Raw genomic sequence first — 23,166 nt, 5'->3', positions numbered from 1 at the left:
ACTGACAGTATCGGGGGGGAGTGACCGCAAGGGATGTGACACCCATCACTTCTCGAATGTTAATCATGTGCCTGCCTCTAAACCGCGTCTTCGACCGGATGGCAGGGTAAGAGTTATTCGGTGAAGCCTTCCCTGGCAGGAATTTCACCCTCTCGGCTCACCGCTCCCATGCCAATAGCCGAGGTCAGTTCCGAGGGGCTGTCGATGAGAACGTCGGGCGGATGTTTTTGCAGAGATTCTGGAGCGAAGCCGTAGGTCACGCCCAGGCTCCACATGCCGGCATTGCGTGCCGTGAGGACGTCAACCTGCGAATCGCCGATCATAAGAGTCTCTTCCGGCGCGGCTCCGGTCTCCTGCAACAGCACGCGAGCGCCAAATGGGTCAGGCTTCTTGGTCGAGAAGCTGTTGCCGCCATAGATTTGCAGGAAGAAATCATTCATGCCCAGACCTTCGATGATGCCGCGGGAAGGGTTTACAGGCTTATTGGTGAGCACGGCCATGCGGAAGCGTCCGTTGCTACGGTCGCGCAGTTCGGACAAGGCCTCGGGTATCCCCGCATATGCCTGGGTGTTATCGAGTTTGTGCTCGCGATAGTACGCCATGAAGTAGTGCAGCGCGTCCTTCACGAAGCGCTCGTCCTGCGGGTCGCCAAGGGCGCGGCGGATGAGCATAGGCGCGCCATCGCCTATGTAGGTGGCAATGACGTCCACCGGCAATTCGGCGCGGTCAAACTTCCGCAGCATGGCATTGACGGCGTGAGCAAGGTCCAGTTGGCTGTCCACAAGGGTGCCGTCGAGATCAAAAATCAGCAGCTTAAGGTGCTCGGCAGGAATCGAACGGAGTACGCGAATCATTGCCCATTCAGTATAGCGGTCGAGGGGCAGGTTCGCGTCGGCTCGGAGCAGTACCAGGTACTTCGTAATGCATCATTTACAATGGATTCAAGTTTCTTCCCGACGGCCCGGACGCCAGTGGAGTGCGTGGCGGGCGCTCTGATATCACATCGAGGAACAGGATGGCATCGACGAAAGAACAGAAGGCTGTCCGTGCGGGCAGCGCAGCCACCACCGCCGAAAAAAATTACGAAGGACTCACGCCGCAGCAGCTAATCGATCTCTACCGGCTTATGTTCCTCTCGCGCCGTTTGGACGACCGCGAAATTCTGCTGAAACGCCAGCAGAAGATCTTCTTCCAGATCTCGTGTGCCGGACACGAAGCTATGCTGGCCGCCGCCGGTGCCGTCCTGAAGGGCGGATACGACTGGTTCTATCCCTATTACCGCGACCGCGCTCTGTGCCTTGCCGTGGGCATGACTCCGCTTGAGCAGCTTTTGGAAGCCGTGGGCGCCGCCGACGATCCGAACTCCGGCGGGCGCCAGATGCCTTCCCACTGGGGACACAAGGCGCTGAACATCGTCACCCAGTCCTCGCCCACCGGGACGCAGTTCCTGCAAGCCGTAGGCTGCGCCGAGGCTGGTCGCTACTTTGCCCAGAACCCCGGTGCCGCAGAAAAGGCGGAAGGGGACTACCGGCAGTTCAAAGACGTCGTGTTCCACGGCGATGAAGTCGTGTTCGTCTCGTGCGGTGAGGGAACGACCTCGCAGGGAGAGTTCTGGGAATCGCTCAACACGGCGTCCAATCGCAAGCTGCCCGTTCTGTTCGTCGTGGAAGATAACGAGTACGCCATCTCCGTCCCAGTGGAAGTCAACACGGCTGGCGGAAACATCAGCAGGCTCGTCGCGAACTATCCCAACTTCCACTTTGAAGAGTTCGATGGCACCGATCCGGTCGTGAGCTACGCTGGTTTCAAGCGCGCGGTGGATTACATTCGCGCCGGGAACGGTCCGGCATTCGTGCACGGCCACGTCATCCGTCCGTACTCGCACTCGCTCTCGGATGATGAGAAGCTTTACAGGCCGGAGATCGAGCGACAGAAAGATGCCGAGCGCGACCCCATCACGCGGATGCAGCTGTTCCTGATCCGCGAGGGCATCATTACCGAGAGCGCACTGAACGCCCTAGAAAAGAGTGTCGAAGAGGAAGTACAGGAAGCGGCCGACCGTGCGCTGGAAGCAGCGTTGCCATCTACGGACAGTTACAAGGATTTTGTGTATTCGCCGGAGCTGGACGTGGCTTCCGGGCAATTCGAAACGCCTCCGCACTTCGAACTGAAAGTGGAAGGGCAGGCGAAGTCAGGCGCCGACAGGACGATGGCTGACTTGATTAACTCCACGCTTCGGGACGAGATGCGGCGCGATCCGCGGGTTGTGATGTTCGGCGAAGACGTTGCCGATTGCTCGCGCGAGGAGTATCTGTCTGATAAGTCGGTGAAGGGCAAGGGCGGGGTCTTCAAGCTGACCGCCGGATTGCAGTGCGACTTCGGTTCGGAGCGCGTCTTTAATTCGCCGCTGGCCGAGGCCAATATCGTAGGCCGTGCCGTGGGCATGGCAACTCGCGGCCTGAAGCCCGTCGTGGAGATTCAGTTCTTCGACTATATCTTCCCGGCAATGCAGCAGCTACGCAACGAACTGCCGCTTATCCGCTGGCGGTCGAATGGCAACTTCTCCTGCCCGGCGGTGATTCGCGTCGCCATCGGTGGATACCTGACGGGCGGTTCCATCTACCACTCGCAATGTGGTGAAAGTCTCTTTACGCACACGCCGGGCATGAGGGTCATCTTCCCATCGAACGCGCTGGATGCCGCTGGCCTTCTGCGCACTGCGATTCGCTGCGACGATCCGGTTCTGTTCCTTGAGCACAAGCGTCTCTATCGCGAAGCCTTTGGACGCTCGCCCTATCCGGGGCCGGACTACATGGTTCCGTTCGGCAAAGCCAAGGTGGTGAAGGAAGGTCACGACCTCTCGGTCATCACCTATGGTGCGACGGTGCCTCGTGCGTTGCAGGCCGCACAGCGGCTGGAGCGCGAACACGGCATTAGCGCTGAGCTGATCGATCTGCGCACACTAAGTCCCTATGACTGGGAAGCGATTGCGGCGTCCGTCAGCAAGACGAGCCGCGCGCTTGTCGTTCACGAAGACATGCTGAGTTGGGGCTATGGTGCGGAAATCGCCGCGCGCATTGCGGATGAGCTGTTCGACCAACTCGACGCCCCCGTGCGCCGCGTGGCAGCCAAGGATACCTTCGTTGCCTACCAACCGCTGCTGGAGGACGTCATCCTGCCGCAGGCGGACGACATCCTGAAAGGCATGATGCAACTGGCGCAGTGGTAAAGAAGAGGCACGGCTGATTGCCGTGCCTAGATTTCATCAGCTCAGCCTGTTCAGGCTGGATATTTTTTCGCTAGTGACGGCGCTCCGTTGAGTCGCCGAAAAGCCAATCGACCGAGATTGGGCCGCCACCGTAGAAGATCAGCATGAAAGCGATCGTCGCCAGCGCAAGCGGGAACTCATAGCCGCCCTTCAACCCCTGGTGCAGGTGGACTTTGAAGATGGCGACGAGCATGTCCAGCAATACTGCGAGCGCCGCAAAGCGTGTGGCAACGCCAACAATCAGCAGTATGCCGCCGATAAACTCGGCGCCGGCGGAAGGGTAAGCCATCCAGCCCGGCATGCCGAGGCTCGATACGAATTCAACGTGCTTGTGCATGCCTCCGAAGACCTTGCCATAGCCATGCGCGAGCATGATGATGCCGAGCACGACGCGCAGAACCATCAAAGCGACCGGCTGCACCTGGTTCAACCTGTTCATGCGGAACTCCTTGCTGCGGGCCTCGACCACCACGTCACGAACCTTGCCGCTGACGTTACCGTGCCGCCGCGCGCGTTCGCTTCTGTGGAGTCTCCGACGTGAATCCGTAAGCGATTTCGATGCCGCGTGCCGCCATCTCGTTCAGGAAAAGCTGCGCGGGAACGTCGCGCTCCTGCAGTACCGCGCCACGCTTCTCGATTTCACCGCTGGCAAGCATCTGCACCACGACGCTGGCCGGCCATGCGGTCGTGCGCATCATCGACGTCAACTTAGTTGCCGGATCATACTTGTCCACCATGGTGAACGATGCGATGCGGTCGCCTCTGTGCGCTTCCACTCGCATGACCGTGACGTCCGGGTCGTTGCCGCCCATCTTTTCCACGAACATCTGCTTCATCAGTTCGCGGGGAACAATCGGCGTCTTGCCCAGCTTGTACGGCTTGGTCGAGAAGAGGCCAAGGTTATAAAACGCGCGAATCATATGGACGTGCCCCGGATAGCGCAGCGTCTTCTCGAAGCACTCGCCCACGTTGCCACCGAACGTTTCAGGAAGCGTGGAGGTGCCGCCCGAGGTTTGGAAAGCTTCTAGTTCAGGGAAGCCGGGGATGCGGAACTCCTCAAGTTCAGTGAGCGGTTCCACGACGGTCATCTTGCCATTGCGCAGGATTTTGGCAGGTTCGGCGTATTCGTTGATGAGGCCATCGACCGAGAAGACGATCTGGTAATAGAACGGCGGGCGAGGGTCTTGTGGCAGTCCGCCGACGTAAATCTTCAACGCGTCGGCTTTACCGCCGATGCGCTTCATTAGTTCGCCACCCAGGATGGATGCCATGCCGGGCGAGAGTCCGCAGTCAGGGGCGAGGCTAACGCCGCGCTTCGCTGCCTGCTTATCGAGCGCAAGCGTCTGCCGCACCACGGTATTGTTGCCGCCTAGATCCGCGAAGTGGCACTTGGCGTCGATGGCGGCTTTCGCGAGTCCCAAATTGTAGAAATAGGGAACGGCGGAGAGCGCCGCGTCGTGATTCTTCATGAGCCGCGATGCTGCGCGCTGGCTGCTGGCGTCTATGCGTGCCGCGCGAACTTTCTTTGCGCCAGTAAGCTTATTCACGCGTGCGGCCGCCTGCTTGGCGCGCGCAAGGTCTTCATCGGCGAGCGTGACGGATTCAACGCGCGCGCACCGTGCCATGTCATAAGCCGCCGACGAGCCCATCATTCCAGAACCGATCACAAGCAGTTTCATTTCGGAGTCCCCCGAAAGAATGCAAAATAGAAAGCTTTGAATCGAAGCTTGTCAGCTTACTGCATAGCAAGCCTGTTTGAAAACGGGAAGCTTGGAAACGGAAGCTTGGAACGGGAAGCGTGGAAACAGGAAGCCGCCAGGGAGATTACCTCCAATGACGCAGTGCTGACGGCGATAACGGCGGCTACTTCTTGAAGACCAGGATCACGGCGCCGACGATGAGCACAAACGCTCCCGCGTAGTTCCATCGGAAATTTTCCTTCAGGTACAGCACGGAGAAAACCGAGAACACGGTCAAGGTGATGACCTCCTGGATCACCTTGAGTTGTGCGACGGTAAATCGCTGATTGCCAATCCGATTGGCCGGTACCTGGAAACAGTACTCGAACGAGGCGATGAACCAGCTGATCGCGATCGCTTGCCACAATGGTGCGTTTTTGTATTTCAGATGGCCGTACCATGCAAAAGTCATGAAGATGTTGGAAATTGTGAGAAGCACAATCGTCAGCATTCGGCGCTCGTCGTCCCTTCGGTATCCTCCCAGTTTATCGCGCCGAAGCTGCTCAACGGCGTCGTCCGGTCGTGCCACCCATCAGCGAGCCCAGCACGCCGCGCATGAGCTGCCGCCCCAACTGGCTGCCCACAGCGCGCGCCGCGCTTTTGGCCATGGCCGTGCCGAGCGAGTCCGCTTGGCGTCCGCCTCGGTGTTGCGTGCCCGTAGTACTGCCCGTACCCAGGCCGAGGCCGCCAAGCGAATCGAGCCATCCACCGCCTGTTTTCGTGGCGGTCTCCGTTGGCTGTTCCTGCGATGATGCCTGCGGCTGCTGTGCTTGAACCGAGGATGCCGCTCGCGCTTTTAGCTTTTCGTACGCGGACTCACGATCCACCACCTGTTCGTAGTGGCCGCATAGAACGGAGCTGCGAATGATCTGCTGACGGCGGTCCGGCGCAACTGGCCCGATCTGGCTCCGTGGCGGCACGATGAACGCACGCTCTACGATGCCCGGCGTCCCCTTCTCGTCGAGTACCGACACCAGCGCTTCGCCGACGCCAAGTTGCGTGATCACTTCTTCAACGTCGAGTTTGGGATTGGCGCGGAACGTTTGCGCCGCGGCCCTGACCGCCTTCTGGTCGCGAGGGGTAAAGGCGCGCAACGCGTGCTGTACGCGGTTCCCGAGCTGGCCCAGCACGGTGTCGGGAACGTCGAGCGGGTTCTGCGTGACGAAGTACACACCCACGCCCTTCGAGCGGATCAGCCGCACGACCTGCTCGATTTTGTCGACCAGTGCTTTCGGCGCATCATTGAAGAGGAGGTGCGCCTCATCGAAGAAGAAGACGAGCTTCGGTTTTTCAGGATCACCGACTTCAGGCAGCTCTTCGAACAACTCCGAGAGCAGCCACAGAAGGAACGTCGCGTACAGCTTGGGCGATTGCATCAGCTTGTCCGCGGCAAGAATATTGATGACTCCGCGACCGTCGGACGCCGTCTGCATCAGGTCGTCGAGATTAAGTGCGGGCTCACCGAATAGCTTGTCGCCGCCCTGCTGTTCCAGTTCGAGCAAGCCGCGTTGGATGGCGCCAATGCTTGCGGCTGACGCGTTGCCATACTGCGTCTTGAACTCGGCGGCGTTATCGGCCACGTACTGCAACATGGAACGCAAATCCTTGAGATCAAGAAGTAGCAGTCCCTGGTCGTCGGCGACCTTGAATACCAGCGCGAGCACGCCACCCTGCGTCTCATTCAGGTTTAGCAGGCGAGAGAGGAGGAGTGGCCCCATTTCGCTGACGGTCGCGCGCACCGGGTACCCCTGTTCGCCGAAGACGTCCCAGTACACGACGGGATATTCGCGATGCTTGTAGTCATCGATTTTGAGCAGCTTCACTCGTTCAACGATCTTCGGGGTATCAATGCCAGTTTGAGAGATGCCGGAAAGGTCGCCCTTCACGTCGGACATGAACACCGGAACACCGATGTCGCTGAAGTGTTCTGCCATGACCTGTAGCGTGATGGTTTTGCCCGTGCCGGTCGCTCCGGCGATCAGGCCATGACGGTTAGCCATGGCGGGCAACATACGAACTTCTTCGCGGTCAGACTTCGCGATAAGGAACGGCTCTGCCATTCAGGCACACTCCCAGCCACTTCTTGGATGTGCCTAAAAGGGCGAAGGTCTGCTCGGCGTAGCGCTACACCGATGCGAAAGCCGCTGGCTATCCCATTCCCATTTCGTCTGCTTCTTCGAGCGGAGTTCCGCAGACGCGGCAGATAACGGCCGAGCAGTCGCCGCAGGTTAGGGGATCACTGACTTCGCGTGCGCAGTTAGGGCAGTAGAGTGCCGCCTTGCCCTGATCCGCGCTGTTTTTACCGGTACTTTCAGCCATGAGGGAATTGAATGTAGCATAGTTGGATCGGCCAAAAAGGCGCGACAGAGTACCTCATACAAGGCAAAGGACGACGACCCCCCATGCGTAGCGATCCAGACGAGATTCTTCGAAACGAATTCAACCAATGGGCCGCGGAAGGCCGCGGCGAAGAGATGGAGCAGCACCACCTCAGCATTGCCCAGCAGACGATCCGGCTCATGGACCTGAAGCCCGGCGAACGTGTGCTGGACCTTGGCTGTGGCGCCGGGTGGGCGACGCGCATCCTGGCGCGCCTGGTAGCCGATGGGCCGGAGGGCCCCGGCCAGGTGGTCGGGCTGGACATCTCGGACGAGATGATCGTGCGCGCACGAGCCGCTTCCAAAGAGTTCGACAACGTGCTGTTCGCATGGGGTTCGGCGCAGAACATTCCGTGGCAGGAGAACTTCTTCGACAAGGTGCTGTCCATCGAGTCCTTCTACTACTATGCCGACCAGGAGCGCGCGCTCGCCGAGTTGTTCCGCGTCATGGCGCCACAGGGGCGGCTGTTCATCCTCATCAATCTCTACAAAGAAAACCACTACTCACTGCGATGGGTTGATGAACTGAAGGTTCCTGTGCAGGTGCGTTCCGAGCAGGAATACGTGGATATGCTGAAGCGGCACACTTTCGAGGACGTCCAGGCGATTCGCATACCTGATGCGACCCCTACTCCGGATGAGTACACGGGGAAGTGGTTTGCAAATGCGGAAGAGCTTCGTGATTTCAAGCGCATCGGTGCGCTGCTATTGACGGCGCGGAAGCCGGATTTCGAGTCGCCGCCCAAGGCATACGAAGTGCTCTGAGGAGTGTTGTAGAATCTGTCCGGAAGAAAAACCGCCGGTCTCGGGCAGGGGACCGGCGGTTCTTTATGTCGCCCCTTGCGGAGCGTTCCAGGGCCAAGTCGCTTCGAAGTGGCCCCGAAAGGTACCCCAGCACACGTGAGCGTGATGGGGCTGAAAGCAAGAGTCAGTCGAAGTGACGGTCTTCGGGCAGAAGGTTCGTCACTTTACTGAGGGGCTTGCCGTCAGATGCGTGGAGGATGCGAATTCCTCCGTTCACATTCGACAACTTGACGCTTGCACTTCCCGAACCCAGTCGCGCTTCCAACGCCGAACCGACGAACCGCCCTTTCTGTACTGGAATATTGAAATCATTGTTGATGCCGCCGTGCACGGTCGAGGCCTTTACGTCGGCACTGGCATCCGAGGGTAGCGTCAACTCTACCGCACCGTTCACGCAGTCCAGGCGGATGGCGTCAGCATTGGAGATTCTGCTGACCAGGGCTTTCACCTCGCCATTGATGGAAGAGAGTTTTACGGCGCTGCCGAGGTCGCGACCGACGGTGCTGCCGTTGATGGAATTTGCGCGGACTTCGCCCTGCACGCCTTCAACAGTCACGTTGCCGTTGATGGTTTCGATCTTGTCGAGGAGCGCGCGACGGGGCACCTTCAGCGTGTAGTCGATCTTCGCCGGATTGTTGTAGGACCCCTCGTGCTCTGGATAACGCGTACGGACATCGACCGAATTCGCTTCGGCCGTGACCTCAATTCTCGCTTCGTCCAGGCGCTGACGATCCCGCGCACGCTTTACGGCGTCCACCTGAACTTCGTTGCGGTCCCAGGCCGTCACTGTCACGGAACCGTTGATGTTCTTCAGACTGACGCGGCCATCTGCCGTTAGCGTATATGTCTTGTGAAACTCCTCGCGTTCTTCTGCCTGAGCCGCGCCTGCGGCCAGCAACGCGAATATCGTACCGATTACGAGACCCCACAAAGTCGATTTACGATTCGTCGCCATGTTCTGTCTCCTGCCGCGTTAGACGACTCACCTTAGATTTGGTGAGAACAATTTTCGTGCAAAACAAAAGGCGCGGCCGTAGCCGCGCCGGAACTGCCGTTGCCCAAGTGCCTAGTCGCGGAACCGGTAGCGGAAAAGGTGGTACGTTGCCGCCACACCGTCTTTCCAGCTGATCTTCTTCCCCTCGGCATAGGTGCGACCGTGGTAGACGATGGGGACTTCGTAGATGCGCGCGCCCACCTTCGCCAACTTTACGGTCAACTCAGTCTCCAGACTGAAGCGGTCGCTCTTGATGTTGATCCTGTCCAGCACCTCGCGGGTAAAGACCTTGTAGCAGGCGGTGACATCGTTGAGCGCCAGGTTGGTCAGCATGTTGCACATGATGGAGAAGCAGCGGTTCAGCACGTAGCGGTAGAAGCGTGGCACCCTGTGTGCGCCTTCGTGGAATCGGTTGCCGAAAACGGCGTCGGCGTGGCCGTCCAGAATAGGCTTCAGCAGCTCGGGATAATCCTTAGGATCATATTCAAGGTCGGCATCCTGGATGAGCACAAGGTCGCCGCTGGCGTGTCTCAGGGCAGTGCGGACCCCAGCGCCTTTCCCCATATTCTTCTCGTGCAAGACTAGTTTGACGGTGTTGCCGTCGCGCCCGAACAGCGATGCTAGATCCATCTCCTGAAGGTATTCGCGCGTGCCGTCCGTCGAAAGATCGTCAACGATGACGAGTTCTTTGGCGAGATGTCCAACGTCCTGTCGCATCACGATCTGAAGCAGGTTCATTACCGTGCGGCGTTCGTTGTATACCGGGACAATAATGGAGAGCGTCGTGTAAACCGGACGAACCGCCTCCTCCAGCGGGTGCGCCGCAGTGCTCCAGCGGTCTCGGTTTGCCGTACCAGCTTCTGTGGACAAAACAACCTCCTGGCCGTCATGCAAATGCCACGCGCTCTACGCGAGAGTTCCATAGTACCTTGATTGGTCCTGCAATGAAACGCCCGCGAGGCGTGCAGGAGTGAATGGTAATCCCACTCTAGATGCCGCAACTGTGGACAGAGTATGCCGCAACCCTGAACCTTCGAATGCCGCAGCTTACGGGAGGTGAGTACGCAAACGTGAGCTTCTGTCGCGGTTTGACACCCTCTCGCGGGCGGCCTAAACTTCCCAAATACGCCATTGGATACGCCTGTGACAGGCATCACAGCCGCAACGTTTGTGGCTTTGAGAAACTACACGGTTACGTTCCCGAGCGAGGTATCGATGGGCTGGATAGAGAACCGATTCGAAAAAAACTTCATTACCACTACGGTAGACTACGTATTCAGCTGGGCTCGCAAATCCTCTATTTGGCCTATGACATTCGGCCTTGCCTGCTGCGCCATCGAGATGATCGCCGCCTCCACGGCACGGTTTGATATCGCCCGTTTCGGATCGGAAGTTTTCCGTCCGAGCCCACGCCACAGCGATCTGATGATCGTTGCAGGAACCGTTACCCTAAAAATGGCTCCGGTGGTCAAGCGCATTTACGACCAGATGCCCGATCCTAAGTGGGTTATCTCCATGGGCGCATGCGCCTCGGTTGGTGGACCGTTCAACACGTATGCGACGCTGCAAGGCGTGGACCGCATCGTGCCCGTCGACGTCTATGTGGTGGGATGCCCTCCGCGTCCGGAAAACCTGTTCTACGCGTTGCTTAAACTGCAGGACAAAATCGACACAATGTCCATTGCCAAGCGGCCTACCGAAGTCCGGCTGAACGAAGACATGGTCGAGAGCTTCAAGCGCCAGGTGATGGTCGCGCAGACGCTTCAGCCGAAGGAATATTCCGACCGCGCCTGACCTGAGGGAAAGAAGAATGAATCAGCACAGCCGATCGGCTGTGCTTTTTTGTGGGGCTCGTACGCGGATACATAAATTAGAAGACGTATATTAAAAACAATATATGCATTCGGCATTCGGCATATATACTTGTAAATCTTCAGAAGTACGCAGGACTTAGCGGCTTGTATGACTCAAGGTGCGGTGGCATCAGACTTGCTCAACAGCAGTGGGGAGTCGCCGACTTCTACGCGAATTCCACAGCAGCGTCCACCGCGCAGGCAGATGACGAAAGACTTCCAAATTCGGTTCTCGGCCTTGCTCCTCGCCGTTCTCACGGTTTCTGCTGTCAGCTTTGCGTGGATCAACTACAACAAGGAGCACCAGTACGAAGCTCCGTATGACGGCGTCTGGTGGGTAGAGCAGAACGACAGAGTACATGCGCAACGCGTAGATCCGGACGGTCCGGGCGAAAAGGCAGGCATCAAGCGCGGGGACGTGCTCGTGGCCGTCAACGGCGTGAATGTAGCGAACAGCGCTGGCATCACGCGGCAGATGTACCGCACCGGCATCTGGTCCAAAGCGACGTATTCACTACTCCGCAACTCTGTCCCGGTTGAAGCGCCGCTCATTCTCGCACCGGCCGATAAGTCGATGAACCTCGGACTTCGGTTCATCGCGCTGATTTATCTGGGGATTGGCCTCTACGTGCTGCTCCGACGCTGGACCGCCCCAAAATCCACGCACTTCTATCTATTCTGCCTTGTTTCCTTCGTCTTCTACTCGTTCCATTTTACGGGGAAGCTGAACCAGTTCGACTGGATCGTTTACTGGTCCAATGTGACGGCCTGGGTGCTGCAGCCAGCGATGTTCCTGCACTTTGCGCTCACGTTCCCTGAGGTGAAAGCAATCGTGAAGCGCCACCGCTGGATCGTTCCCGCGGTATACGTTCCGGCGCTGCTGCTGCTCACGCTGCACCTGTTGGTCATCAACGTGTTCGCGCCGAGTGAGATTCTGCGCTGGAACATGGATCGCCTGCAGATGCTCTATCTGGCGTCGTTCTTCGTGCTGGCGGCCGGAGTGCTTTTACATAGCTATCGCCACGCGGGTACGCCGATTCTGCGCCAGCAGATGAAGTGGGTGACGCGCGGCACGCTTCTTGCGGTGTTGCCGTTCACTGCCTTCTATGTCATCCCGTACCTGAACGGCAGCGTGCCGACGCTGGCGATGAAAATCAGCGTGCTGTCGCTGGTGTTCCTGCCGCTGACGTTCGGCTACGCCATCTTCCGCTATCGGTTAATGGATGTTGACCTGATCTTTAAGCGCGGCATGGCCTACACGATCGCCGCCGCCGCGATCGCAGGCGTGTACTTTGCCGCCGTCGGTGGCACAGCTGAACTGTTTCATAAAAGTTTTCCTGCGGCCGGGCCTGTCGGCCTGATTGCCGCAATTGTCGTGACGGCATTGCTTTTCGATCCGGTCAAGAACTGGATTCAGGACCGGCTCGACAAGTTTTTTTATCGCAAGCGCTATGACTACCGGAAAACGCTGATCGAGTTCGGACGCGACCTGAACTCGGAGACCGATCTCGACAAGATGCTGACGGCCATCATTGACCGCATTTCGCGGACGCTGCTGGTGGATCGTATTGCGATCTTCCTGGCCGATGCCGAAGAGCGCTTCACGCTGGCCAAGTCGTTCGGTATTTCACAAACGAGCGGTCTGGACCTGGCGTTTATGACCGCCGAACGGCCCGAATACTCGGCCGGGCACATCTTCTTCGACAATACGCACCAGGCAGTGCGAGAGTCGCCCAGCGCGCAGGAAGCGATCGGCCGTCTCGACCTGAATTACTACATCCCGTGTACGGTGATGAACCGCACGATCGCGATGCTGGGTCTCGGAAAGACTTCACAAGGCGACTTCCTCTCCAGTGAAGATGTGGAGCTGCTGGAAACGGTGGCCGGATATATCGGCATCGCCTTGCAAAATGCGCGGCTCTACGCCTCGCTGGAGCAGAAAGCCCAGCAGTACGAACGCCTGAAGGAGTTCAACGAGAACATTGTTGAATCCATCAGCGTCGGCGTATTTGCTGTCGATCTGGACGACCGCATTGAGTCGTGGAACTCGCAAATGGAAGTGATGTACGCGCTGCCGCGCGTGGATGCGTTGATGAAGCCGATCAGCGAAGTTCTGCCGGTCTCCTTCTGCGAGGAGTTCTACCGTGTGCGCCAGAATCCGGGTGTGCACAATCTTTACAAGTTCCGCCTGGGCACGACCGTGGGCGATACGCGCACGGTCAATGTGGCCATTGCACCACTGGTTGCGAAGGACTTCAAAGTCATAGGCCGCTTGATTATCGTTGACGACATCACGGAACGCATCGAGTTGGAAGCTCAGCTCTCGCAGGCGGACAAGATGTCGTCCATCGGACTGCTGGCGGCGGGCGTGGCGCACGAAGTCAATACGCCATTGGCCGTAATCTCCAGCTATGCGCAGATGCTGACGAAGCAGTTGAAGGGCGACGAGAAACGCTCTGCCCTTCTGGACAAGATTACGCAGCAGACCTTCCGCGCCTCGGAGATCGTCAACAACCTGCTGAACTTTTCTCGTACGAGCGGCACCGAGTTCAGCGCCGTCGACCTGAACCGAATCATTCACGATACGCTCGCGCTGCTTGAACACCAGTTCAAGGTCGCGGGGATCAAGGTTCATGGCGAACTGGCTCCCGAGCTTCCGCCGATTCTCGGAAACCCAGGCAAGCTGCAGCAGGTGTTCCTGAACCTTTTCCTGAACGCGAAAGATGCCATGCCGGCCGGCGGCACCCTGACCGTAAGCACCTCGAATGGCCGCGCCGTTCACGTTGCCGTGTTCGATACCGGCAGCGGCATTGCGCAGGAACACATTCACAGAATTTACGATCCGTTCTTCACAACGAAGGGTCGCCCAAAGCAGGGCGCCAGCGGCGGCGCGGGGCTGGGACTATCGGTGACGTACGGGATCATCCAGGAACACGCTGGCAAGATTCGCGTGGAAAGCAAGCCTGGACAGGGCACCAGGTTCTTCATGGAATTCCCCATGATGAGAAAGGCGGTCAATGTTTGAAGTCGCGGTAGCTCGGCGCGTTGCAGGAACGCCGGAATTCGAAAGCGCGGGCTCTATCCTCATCATCGACGATGAAGAGTCGATCAGGGAATCGCTCCAGACATTACTGGAGTTGGAAGGCTACACGGTTCAGACCGCGGTGGATGGCGAAGACGGTCTGAACCAGATAGCGACTCGCCCGTTCGACCTGGTGCTGCTGGATTTTGCGCTGCCCGATCACAATGGGCTGGAAATCCTGAAGGACATTCGCGAGCGAGATTCGCAGCTCTCGGTCATCATGATCACCGCTTACGGCACGGTGGAGAACGCCGTGAACGCAATGCAGGCGGGCGCAACCAACTTCATCCAGAAGCCGTGGGATAACGAGAAACTGCTGGCGGACGTGCGCGGCGCTGTCGGCCGCCGCCGGGCTGAAGAAGAAAACATTCAGCTGAAGCGCGCGCTTAAGCAACGCTACAACTTCACGAACATCGTGGGTAAGGGCGAGGCCATGCTTCGCATCTTCGACCTGGTGCAGCAGGTGGCCCCATCGCGTTCCACGATTCTTCTTCAGGGCGAGAGCGGCACGGGCAAGGAGCTGATTGCTAAGGCGCTGCACATGAACTCGCCGCGCAAGGACAGGCCGTTTATACCCGTGAACACCGGATCGATGCCGACTGACCTGCTGGAATCAACGCTCTTCGGCCACGTGAAAGGCGCGTTCACTTCCGCCATCGCCAGCAAAAAGGGCCTTTTCGAAATGGCCGACAAGGGCACTCTGTTCCTCGACGAGATAGGCACGATGTCGATGGAGACTCAGGCAAAGATACTGCGCGTGCTGCAAGACCGCAAATTCATGCATCTGGGCGGCGTGCAGGAAATGCAAGTAGATGTCCGGATCATCGCGGCGACAAACGTTGATCTGCGGCAATCCGTAAAGGAAGGGAAGTTCCGCGAGGACCTTTTCTATCGCCTGAACGTAATAAGTATCGACCTGCCGCCTCTGCGCAGCCGCAAGGAAGACATTCCGCTATTGGCGGAGTTTTTCCTGCAGAAGTTTTCGAAGGAGAATGACAGGGCTGTGAGCGGCTTTAGTCCGGAAGCTCTGCGACCGCTCATGGACTACAACTGGCCGGGCAACGTGCGCGAACTGGAGAATGTGATTGAGCGCGCCGTCGTTCTGTCCTCCGGCCAGACGATCACGCCCGACCTGCTGCCGGACAATGTCACGGGCCGCAGCGCGACCTTCCCTATGCTCGGCATGGCGATGGACGCTTCCCTCTTCGACATCCTCGAGGATTGCGAGCGCCGCATTATTAGCGACATGCTGGAAAAGTGTAACTGGAACCAGACAGAGGCAGCGGAGCGCTTCCGTATACCGCTATCGACGCTGAACCAGAAGATCAAACGCCTTAGCATCGAAGTAAAGAAGAAGGCTGCGCGGGAGTGATTTCAGCGCGGTTTTTGCCTTCAGGTCCGCCGGAAGTGTCGCTGGTCGCTCACTGCCCGCGTTTGATATAGTTCGTTGGCACTCGCACTCGTCTCCAGAGGCACTCGTCGCAAAGCATGGACCTTTTCTCGCCAACTAATTTTGCTAAAGAGAAGGTGATGGCCATACAGGAGTACGCAATCCTGGCATGGCGGTCGCTCAGTAATATTTTCGGTCATCCGCGCTACGTGGGAGACACGCTACAGCAGGCCGATCTCATCGGCGTAGGCTCTCTGCCGATCGTCATCCTGACCGGTTTTTTCACCGGCGCGGTGCTAGCGTTGCAATCGGCAAATTCGTTGGCGTATTTCGGAGCACTCTCGTTCACTGGCCAACTGGTTTCGCTTTCGATGGTGCGCGAGTTGGGTCCGGTGCTGACGGGACTGATGGTTGCCGGGCGCAACTCGAGCGGCATGGCTTCAGAGTTGGGTTCGATGAAGGTGACCGAGCAGATCGATGCGATGCGCGCGCTCGGTACCGACCCGACAAAGAAACTGGTCACGCCGCGCGTGATCTCAACGGTCGTAATGCTTTTCTTCTTAAGCATCATCTCCGACCTGGTCGGACTGGCCGGTGGTTCGATGATTGCAACGGTGCTGCTGCGCCTCGATTTCAATCAATACTGGACGATAGCGTGGCGGTCGTTAACGTTCGAAGATGTAGTGATGGGACTTGTGAAACCCGTGATATTCGGCTTCATCATTGCGACCATCGGCTGCTTCTACGGGCTAACCGCCAAGGGCGGTACTCAGGGTGTAGGCCGCGCGACGACCCAAGCGGTGGTTGCCGCGAGCGTGCTTATCCTGACAGTAGACTTCTTCGTGACGCGCTTCCTGATGGCGATCTTCCCATTGCGCTGATATGGCGACCGAAATTTTCACATCCGCACCACCGGTTAGCCTAACAAGTGATAGCCACAAAACCATTGTGTTCGAAGACGTTTCCATCGCCTTCGAAGATCGCCAGGTGCTCGATTGCCTGTCGTTCACCCTGGCGCGAGGCGAGACCAAGGTACTGCTGGGAGTGGCAGGTTCCGGCAAGACGCTGATCTTAAAGCTGGCGCTCGGGCTGGTGCGGCCTGACAGCGGTCGCATTTTTGTACTCGGCTATGAAGTGACGAGCATGAAGGAAGAGGAGCTTTTCGAGCTTCGGCGAAAGATAGGCATGGTGTTCCAGGAGAGCGCGCTTTTCGATTCCTTGACGGTGGAGCAGAACGTTGGTTACCGCCTGCTTGAAGAGCATGTTCCTTATGAAGAAGTGCAGGCGCGCGTATTAGAGGTGCTGAGGTTCGTCGAATTGGAGCACACGGTGGACATGTTCCCGAGCGAGCTTTCCGGTGGTATGCGACGCCGCGTGGCTATCGCTCGCGCCATCATCACGCAGCCGGAAGTGCTGCTATATGACTCGCCGACGGCCGGCCTGGACCCGGTGACTTCGACGACGATCGTGGAGTTGCTGATCAAGCAGCGAGACGTTTACAAAACGAGCGCGTTGCTCGTGACGCATCGCTTGCAGGACGCGTTCACCATGGCTACACACGTGTTCAATCCCGCGACCAATAGCATGGAACCGATCCCGGAAAACTCGGCGCGAAACCTGCACACCAACTTCATGGTCCTACGCGACGGAAAGAAAGTATTCGAAGGAACCGCCGCCGATATCGTGCACTCGCAAGACGAGTACATTCGCGAATACCTGTCTTAGGAGCAGACGCCAGTTGCCGGTGGTCAGCAGTGAGTCATGGATCGAGAGTCGCGGGCTGTGGGCAGAACAGTCTCGCGTAACAACAAATTGCAGACCGTTGGCTGACGGTGCACGCGGAAACCAGAGTCATCCTTGACCTACGAGTGATCCTGAGCGAAGCGAAGGATCCGCTGTTGTGCTGCTGGTAGGAACAAGCAGATCCTTCGGCCGCGAAAAACGCAGCGCGACCTCAGGGTGACACACACTTTTCGAATGACTTTGTCGGCGAAACTGCGGAGGGATGACTCCCCGCGCAATTCTTTTGGTATTTGCGGACCTCTTTTAACGCATCGCGCAGAGAACTTCGTTCGCTGCCTGCGATGCCTAGCCGACAAAATAGTTTTTGCAGGCCTGCTGGACAGCTTCGATGTCGAGCCGCGCCTGGCGACCTTCGTACTTCGCTTCCCAGCATATCTGCTGCACGATGTCGCGAGGGTGGCAGGGACGCAGCGGCTGCTGATATTTCTGCGTGATCTCAGAAGCTGCGCCTTCGATGACGCTTGCGTCGGGCTGCATGTCAGCGCTCTCGCATACGCGGCGGAATATCTCCGCGAACTGCTCGCGGCTGACACAATCCAGCTTGATCTTCGTCTGTATGCGGCGCAGGAAGGCGTCATCCATAAGTTCCGCCGGATTGATGTTGGTGGCAAGGATTACGAATACATCGAAAGGTATGTCGATCTTGCTGCCGCCCGCGAGTGTGAGGTAATCCACGCGACGCTCCAGCGGTACGACCCACCGGTTGAGCAGTTGAGATGGTTGCATGCGTTGGCGGCCGAAATCGTCGATGACCAGCAGGCCGTTGTTTGCCTTCATCTGCACCGGGGCAGTGTAGTACTTGAGCGTGTCATGGTACTGAAGGTCGAGCATCTCCAGCGTCAATTCGCCGCCGACCGTCATCTTCGGACGCTCGCAGCAAACCCATCGCCGGTCGGTCGTGTGCTTGTCGACCTCTGGTATTGGTTTGTGCAGTACGGGATCAAAGACGGTGATGATCTGGCCGTCAACTTCGATCGCGTGGGGGACGAGGATGCGATTGGATTCGAAAAGACGTGCGAAGCTCTCCGCAACACTGGTCTTGCCCGTTCCCGTGGGGCCGTAAAGGAAGACCGTCCGTCCCGAAACCGCTGCTGTACCGAGCTGCTTGAGGACGTGCTTCTCCAATACGAGATCGGAAAACGCGCGATGCACGTCCTCAGGCGTTATGTCCATTTCGCGAATCGTTTGCGCCTGCACACGGGCGCTGTAGTCGGCGAGCGATACCGGCGCGGGTCCGGCGTACTGGCTCAAGCGCAACAGTTCCTGCGCCCGGGTCTTGCCGCCGGAGGTCGTGACGAAGCGGTGTTGCACGCCGGCCAACATGCCGGTCACTTCCACCAGGTGCTCTTTGCGGAGGCGAATGAATAGCTGCTCGGCCGCCACAGTGCTCAGACGCATGAGGTCCGCGAGATCGACCATTGATATCTCGCCGGCGAGATAGATGATCTTCAGGGCCAGTTCTTCCAGAATGCTCCGTCGCACACCTAGATCTTCAAGTCGTTGCGGAGCAGAGATGGGTATGACAACTGCGTTCATGGGCGGGCAGCCTCCAACAGAAGGTGCAGCATTCAGTGCTGCTGGATTGTGTGGATGCAATCCGTGGGAGCGGAGTGGTCAGGGTAGGTAGATGTTTCTCACTCGGAAAACAGAATCTGCGCGATTCGCAGACCACGCGGGCTGGCGTCTGCCGAAAGCGCCTCGGGCAAGAGTGGGTTAGGTGATTGGTAAATTATTTGTCATCAATCAATTAAAAATAAACGTGAAAGTAACATACAAAGCAAAAGCCTCCGGGGTACCCAGAGGCTTTTTGGGCAAGGATTGAGCTCGTTTATACGACCGGCTCAGGTTTCTCGGGAGCGGGACGCGAGTAGTCGCACTTCACGGTTGGCGCTTCCTCGGCAGCGGCTTTCTTGCTGCGCCGCTTCGGCTTTTCGTCCGCATCCGCCGTCTTCCTGTTGTTGGGACAAACGATGACGTTGCCGCTCTTCAGATACTTCTCCAGCAGGTACGGACTGCCGCACTGCGGACACGGCTCGGGAATCGGCTTGTAGGCCGAAGTGAAGTCGCAGTTCGGATAGTTCGAGCAGCCGTAGAAGATGTTGCCGCGAGTGCGCGCCTTCTTTTCGACCAGCTCGCCTTCGTTGCACTTCGGACACTTCATGCCGATAAAATTCTGCTTCACGTACTTGCAATCCGGATAACCGCTGCACGACGTGAACTCGCCGTAGCGCCCGTGGCGCACGACCAGGTTCCGCGTGCCGCACTGCGGACATTTCTCATCGAGCGGAACATCGGGAATTTTCTTCGCCTGATCGAGGCGGCGCGTCGTCTTGCACTCGGGATACCCGGTGCAAGCCATGAACTGCCCGAAGCGTCCACGCTTCAGAACCATCGGGCGGCCGCAGTTCTCGCAATACTCCTCTTGCGAAGTCTCCTGCACGTCGGCCGTGTCGAGGTCTGGAAGATCAATCGGGTTCTCTTTCGTGAAGGTGCAGGAGTTGGGGTCCTTCTTGTCATAGGTGCTACATGCAAAGAAGGATCCGTGTTTGCCCCACTTTATAACCAGCGGCGAGCCGCAACGCTCGCACTTCTCGTCCGTGGGCTTCTCCATGCGCTTGATGTTCTCCATGTGCTTTTCAGCGTAGGAGAGATCCTTCTCGAACTTGCCATAGAACTCGCTGAGAGCCTCGGTCCACTTCTTCTGGCCGTCTTCAATCTCGTCCAATTCTTCTTCCATGCGCGCCGTGAACGTGGGGTCGAAGATGTCTTTCAGGTTCTCGACCAACAGGTCGGTCACGACCATGCCGATCTCGGTGGGGAAGAACTTGCCGCCCCTTCCGGGCGTCTTCTGCACGTACTGGCGCTCCTGGATGGTGGTGAGAATGGCAGCGTACGTTGACGGGCGTCCGATGCCGCGCTCTTCCAGTTCCTTGACGAGAGAAGCTTCATTGAAGCGAGGCGGAGGTTCGGTAAAGTGCTGCTCCGGCTTAAGCTCCCTGAGGGTGAGATTCTGGCCCTGCTCCATTGCCGGCAACTTATTCTTCAGCGCCTCGTCTTCGTCGTCCTTCGTGTCTTTGGATTCCTCGTAAACCTTGAGGAAGCCTTCGAACTTGAGCACGGAGCCCGTGACACGATATTGGAAGACTTGGCCGTTGCTGGCGTTGGCGTCAATTTCCACCGTGGTCTGATCGAACACCGCGGCGTTCATCTGTGATGCGACAAAACGCTGCCAGATGAGCTTGTAAACCTTGTACTCATCCTCGTGCAGATACTTTTTCACATCGTCCGGATGTCGTGAAACGGAGGTGGGACGAATCGCTTCGTGCGCTTCCTGCGCGCCCTTCTTCGACTTGTACTCGTTGGGCTGTTCGGGCAGGAACTCCCGGCCAAACTGCGAGCCGACGAGCTGGCGTACTTCGGCCAATGCGTCGTTGGAGACGCGAGGCGAGTCGGTACGCATGTAGGTGATGAGGCCGACGGTACCCTCTTCGCCGAGCTCGACACCTTCGTAGAGTCGCTGCGCAACCATCATGGCGCGCTTGACCGACATGCCGAGCTTGCGCGAGGCGTCCTGCTGGAACTTACTGGTCGTAAACGGCGGAACCGGATTGCGACGTCGCTCGCGCTTGTCTACGGAGCGAACAACCCACTGCGCTTCGTGCAGCGCCGCGACGATCGCGTCGGCCTGTTCCTGGTTCGCGACTTCCGTCTTCTCGCTGTCGATGCCGATGAATCGGGCATCGAACGCAGGCGGTTTGCCGGTGGTCAGGTGCGCGTCAATCGTCCAGTATTCCTTCTTATCGAAGGCCTTGATCTCACGCTCGCGCTCGACGATGAGGCGGAGAGCAACAGTCTGTACGCGTCCGGCTGAAAGCCCGCGGCGCACCTTGTCCCACAGCAGCGGCGACACCTGGAATCCGACAATACGGTCGAGAACGCGGCGCGTCTGTTGCGCATCCACAAGATTCCAATCGATCTCACGCGGATGCAGGAACGCGTCCTGTACGGCTTTCTTCGTGATCTCGTTGAAGGTGACGCGGTGGATTGCCTGGTCGCCGTTCTTCCTCTTCTTGGTGCCGCTGCCGTCGCCGCCGAGTTCCTGCGAAAGATGAGCGGCAATAGCTTCGCCCTCTCGATCGGGATCAGGCGCGAGATAGATGGCGTCGACGCCTTTGGCTAGCTTCTTCAGCCGGGCAACAACCTTCTCTTTGCCGGGAATAACGATGTACTCGGTTTCGAAGTCGTTTTCGATATCGACACCGAGGCCCTTCTTCGGCAGGTCTTTGATATGACCGAGCGAAGCTTCGACTTCAAAGTCGTTCCCGAGATATTTCTGGATCGTCTTGGCCTTTGCTGGCGACTCGACGATGACTAGACCTTTAGACAATGGAACCTCTTCGTACTCTGCGACTGCCATGAAACTAGCACGGAAGTCGGAAAATGCCCAACTGGGGTTAGTAGCTACTGAGTTGCTAAGCCCGCAACCTGAATAGCAGCTAATCTACTGAGCCGACAAACTGCGGCGCCGGGGCACGGAAACGGGTGGTCTGATCATTCGATTCAGGGCGGCCAACATCCGCCCTACTTCCCGCAGTTGCCCCTCAAGCGCCGAGGATTCTTTTACGTAGTAGCTCAGCAGCTGAGAAGCTTCAGAAGCATCGCACGTAGTTCTTCCCCGGCATCTGGCGGATTTTACCGGACATTTCCAACTCAAAGAGGGCAGAGAAGATGTCGGACGACGAGAGCTGCGAGTCGAATCTCTCTACGATTTCGTCTATGTGGATCGATTCATCTGCTTTGATTACGGCGAATACCTTCTTCTCGTTCGGCGACAGGTTTGCCGACTGATCGAAGAGCGGTGCGGTGACCGTTTCCTCCGAACGCTCTGCTTCGTCTGTTGCTGGCGGCTTCAGAAGAAGGCGTATCTGCGTCGGCAACTCCTCCCAGACGTCTTCCCAGGTGGCGACCAGCTTGGCACCCTGCTTGATCAGCGTGTTGGGTCCCCACGAAAGTTTGTTGGTCACGTTTCCAGGAACAGCGAAGACCTCGCGGGATTGTTCCAGAGCACAACGCGCCGTGATACGCGTGCCGCTGTACTCACCCGCTTCCACCACCAGCACTCCGGACGAAATCCCGCTGATGATGCGATTGCGAATGGGAAAATTGTGCGGCTGTGGGGTCGTGCCCATCGGGAATTCGCTGACGAGAGCCCCGCCGTTCGCGACGATCTGTTCGGCGAGCTTGCGATTCTCGCGCGGGTAGAGAACGTCTACGCCAGTGCCGAAAACGGCTACCGTCCGGCCGCCCGCGTTGACCGCTCCGCGGTGGGCGGCGGAGTCTACCCCGCGAGCCATTCCACTAAATATGATGAGCCCACGGGCCGCAAGGTCGCAGGAGAGTCGCTCGGCCATCCCCAGCCCGTAGGGGGTAGGGTGGCGCGTTCCGACCACGGCAATGCCCGGCCGGGTAAGTGTTTCCACCGCTCCGGTAACGAACAGCGCAAGTGGAGGATCGTAGATCTCCTGCAAGGTCAGGGGGAACTCCGGCGATGCAGGGGTCAGGACGCGCGCGCCTGCGGCAGCTGCTTTTGCCACTTCCGATTCGGCGGCGCGCACGGACTCGCCCAGCGCGATGGCCTGCGCAGCGACGGCCTGCAATCCGGCGGCTTCGAGTTCAGTGAGCGAGGCGCGAAAAATCTGGTCAATCGCTCCGAAGCGTTCCAGCAAACGTCTGGAGCGCGTGGGGCCGAGCGATGGAGTGAGTGACAGCGCCAACCACTGCAGATCGAGTGCAGATACGTCTAAGGAGGACGGGGCCGAGGACATCTTCTGATTCTCCGAGGAAGTGCGGACTGT

The 23,166-nt window shown here is 58.2% G+C and carries 17 protein-coding genes; 7 read left to right on the top strand and 10 right to left on the bottom strand.

Annotation, left to right across the window (positions count from 1 at the left end; translation table 11 throughout):
* Window positions 1-113: 113 nt before the first annotated feature.
* Window positions 114-854, bottom strand: coding sequence for an HAD-IA family hydrolase (locus VN622_06750; protein ID HWR35553.1), 741 nt, complete (start codon window positions 852-854; stop codon window positions 114-116).
* Between the two features lie 161 nt (window positions 855-1,015).
* On the opposite strand from VN622_06750, the gene VN622_06745 reads away from it, so the two are divergent.
* Complete coding sequence (locus VN622_06745) at window positions 1,016-3,229, top strand: dehydrogenase E1 component subunit alpha/beta (protein HWR35552.1); 2,214 nt, start codon at window positions 1,016-1,018, stop codon at window positions 3,227-3,229.
* A gap of 70 nt (window positions 3,230-3,299) precedes the next feature.
* Here the strand turns inward: VN622_06745 and VN622_06740 are convergent, their stop codons facing one another.
* The 4 genes from VN622_06740 to VN622_06725 all read right to left on the bottom strand — a co-directional run bounded on the left by VN622_06740 (window position 3,300) and on the right by VN622_06725 (window position 7,067).
* Complete coding sequence (locus VN622_06740) at window positions 3,300-3,707, bottom strand: DoxX family protein (GenBank protein HWR35551.1); 408 nt, start codon at window positions 3,705-3,707, stop codon at window positions 3,300-3,302.
* A 55-nt stretch (window positions 3,708-3,762) separates the two neighbouring features.
* Window positions 3,763-4,947 carry a saccharopine dehydrogenase C-terminal domain-containing protein gene (locus VN622_06735; protein HWR35550.1) on the bottom strand — a complete coding sequence of 395 codons (1,185 nt, stop codon included), beginning with the start codon at window positions 4,945-4,947 and terminating at the stop codon, window positions 3,763-3,765.
* A 184-nt stretch (window positions 4,948-5,131) separates the two neighbouring features.
* Complete coding sequence (locus VN622_06730) at window positions 5,132-5,458, bottom strand: DMT family protein (GenBank protein HWR35549.1); 327 nt, start codon at window positions 5,456-5,458, stop codon at window positions 5,132-5,134.
* Between the two features lie 52 nt (window positions 5,459-5,510).
* Window positions 5,511-7,067, bottom strand: a complete 1,557-nt coding sequence (locus VN622_06725; protein ID HWR35548.1) for a helicase HerA-like domain-containing protein — start codon at window positions 7,065-7,067, stop codon at window positions 5,511-5,513.
* A gap of 342 nt (window positions 7,068-7,409) precedes the next feature.
* Between VN622_06725 and VN622_06720 the strand changes: the two genes are divergently transcribed.
* Window positions 7,410-8,150, top strand: a complete 741-nt coding sequence (locus VN622_06720; GenBank protein HWR35547.1) for a methyltransferase domain-containing protein — start codon at window positions 7,410-7,412, stop codon at window positions 8,148-8,150.
* Window positions 8,151-8,313: 163 nt separating this feature from the next.
* Here VN622_06720 and VN622_06715 read toward each other — a convergent pair whose 3' ends face one another.
* Window positions 8,314-9,144: a DUF4097 family beta strand repeat-containing protein gene (locus VN622_06715; protein ID HWR35546.1), complete on the bottom strand. Its 831-nt coding sequence runs from the start codon at window positions 9,142-9,144 to the stop codon at window positions 8,314-8,316.
* Window positions 9,145-9,255: 111 nt separating this feature from the next.
* Window positions 9,256-10,053, bottom strand: coding sequence for a glycosyltransferase family 2 protein (locus VN622_06710; GenBank protein ID HWR35545.1), 798 nt, complete (start codon window positions 10,051-10,053; stop codon window positions 9,256-9,258).
* Between the two features lie 345 nt (window positions 10,054-10,398).
* Here VN622_06710 and VN622_06705 point away from each other — a divergent pair, with 345 nt between their 5' ends.
* From VN622_06705 to VN622_06685, 5 genes are all read left to right on the top strand, one after another.
* Entirely contained in the window at window positions 10,399-10,977 is a 579-nt protein-coding gene (locus tag VN622_06705; GenBank protein ID HWR35544.1) for an NADH-quinone oxidoreductase subunit B family protein, read from the top strand.
* A 264-nt stretch (window positions 10,978-11,241) separates the two neighbouring features.
* Window positions 11,242-14,061: an ATP-binding protein gene (locus VN622_06700; protein HWR35543.1), complete on the top strand. Its 2,820-nt coding sequence runs from the start codon at window positions 11,242-11,244 to the stop codon at window positions 14,059-14,061.
* Window positions 14,054-15,490, top strand: coding sequence for a sigma-54 dependent transcriptional regulator (locus VN622_06695; protein ID HWR35542.1), 1,437 nt, complete (start codon window positions 14,054-14,056; stop codon window positions 15,488-15,490). Before VN622_06700 ends, VN622_06695 begins: the two co-directional genes overlap by 8 nt.
* Before the next feature lie 116 nt (window positions 15,491-15,606).
* Window positions 15,607-16,389 carry an ABC transporter permease gene (locus tag VN622_06690; protein ID HWR35541.1) on the top strand — a complete coding sequence of 261 codons (783 nt, stop codon included), beginning with the start codon at window positions 15,607-15,609 and terminating at the stop codon, window positions 16,387-16,389.
* 67 nt (window positions 16,390-16,456) lie between these two features.
* A complete protein-coding gene (locus VN622_06685; protein HWR35540.1) occupies window positions 16,457-17,233 on the top strand; it encodes an ATP-binding cassette domain-containing protein in 777 nt (258 codons plus the stop codon).
* Window positions 17,234-17,596: 363 nt separating this feature from the next.
* On the opposite strand, the gene VN622_06680 is transcribed toward VN622_06685, so the two are convergent.
* The 3 genes from VN622_06680 to dprA all read right to left on the bottom strand — a co-directional run bounded on the left by VN622_06680 (window position 17,597) and on the right by dprA (window position 23,136).
* On the bottom strand, window positions 17,597-18,847 hold the full coding sequence (locus VN622_06680) for a hypothetical protein (protein ID HWR35539.1): 1,251 nt from the start codon (window positions 18,845-18,847) through the stop codon (window positions 17,597-17,599).
* 292 nt (window positions 18,848-19,139) lie between these two features.
* Window positions 19,140-21,698: a type I DNA topoisomerase gene (gene topA / locus VN622_06675; protein ID HWR35538.1), complete on the bottom strand. Its 2,559-nt coding sequence runs from the start codon at window positions 21,696-21,698 to the stop codon at window positions 19,140-19,142.
* A 262-nt stretch (window positions 21,699-21,960) separates the two neighbouring features.
* On the bottom strand, window positions 21,961-23,136 hold the full coding sequence (gene dprA / locus VN622_06670) for a DNA-processing protein DprA (GenBank protein ID HWR35537.1): 1,176 nt from the start codon (window positions 23,134-23,136) through the stop codon (window positions 21,961-21,963).
* Between the last annotated feature and the right edge of the window lie 30 nt (window positions 23,137-23,166).

This window comes from Clostridia bacterium (assembly GCA_035561135.1).
In the GTDB taxonomy this organism is placed as follows: Bacteria; Acidobacteriota; Terriglobia; order Terriglobales; family Acidobacteriaceae; genus DATMYA01.
The sequence above is the reverse complement of the archived record's forward strand: the minus strand, read 5'-3'. Positions and strand labels throughout refer to the sequence as shown.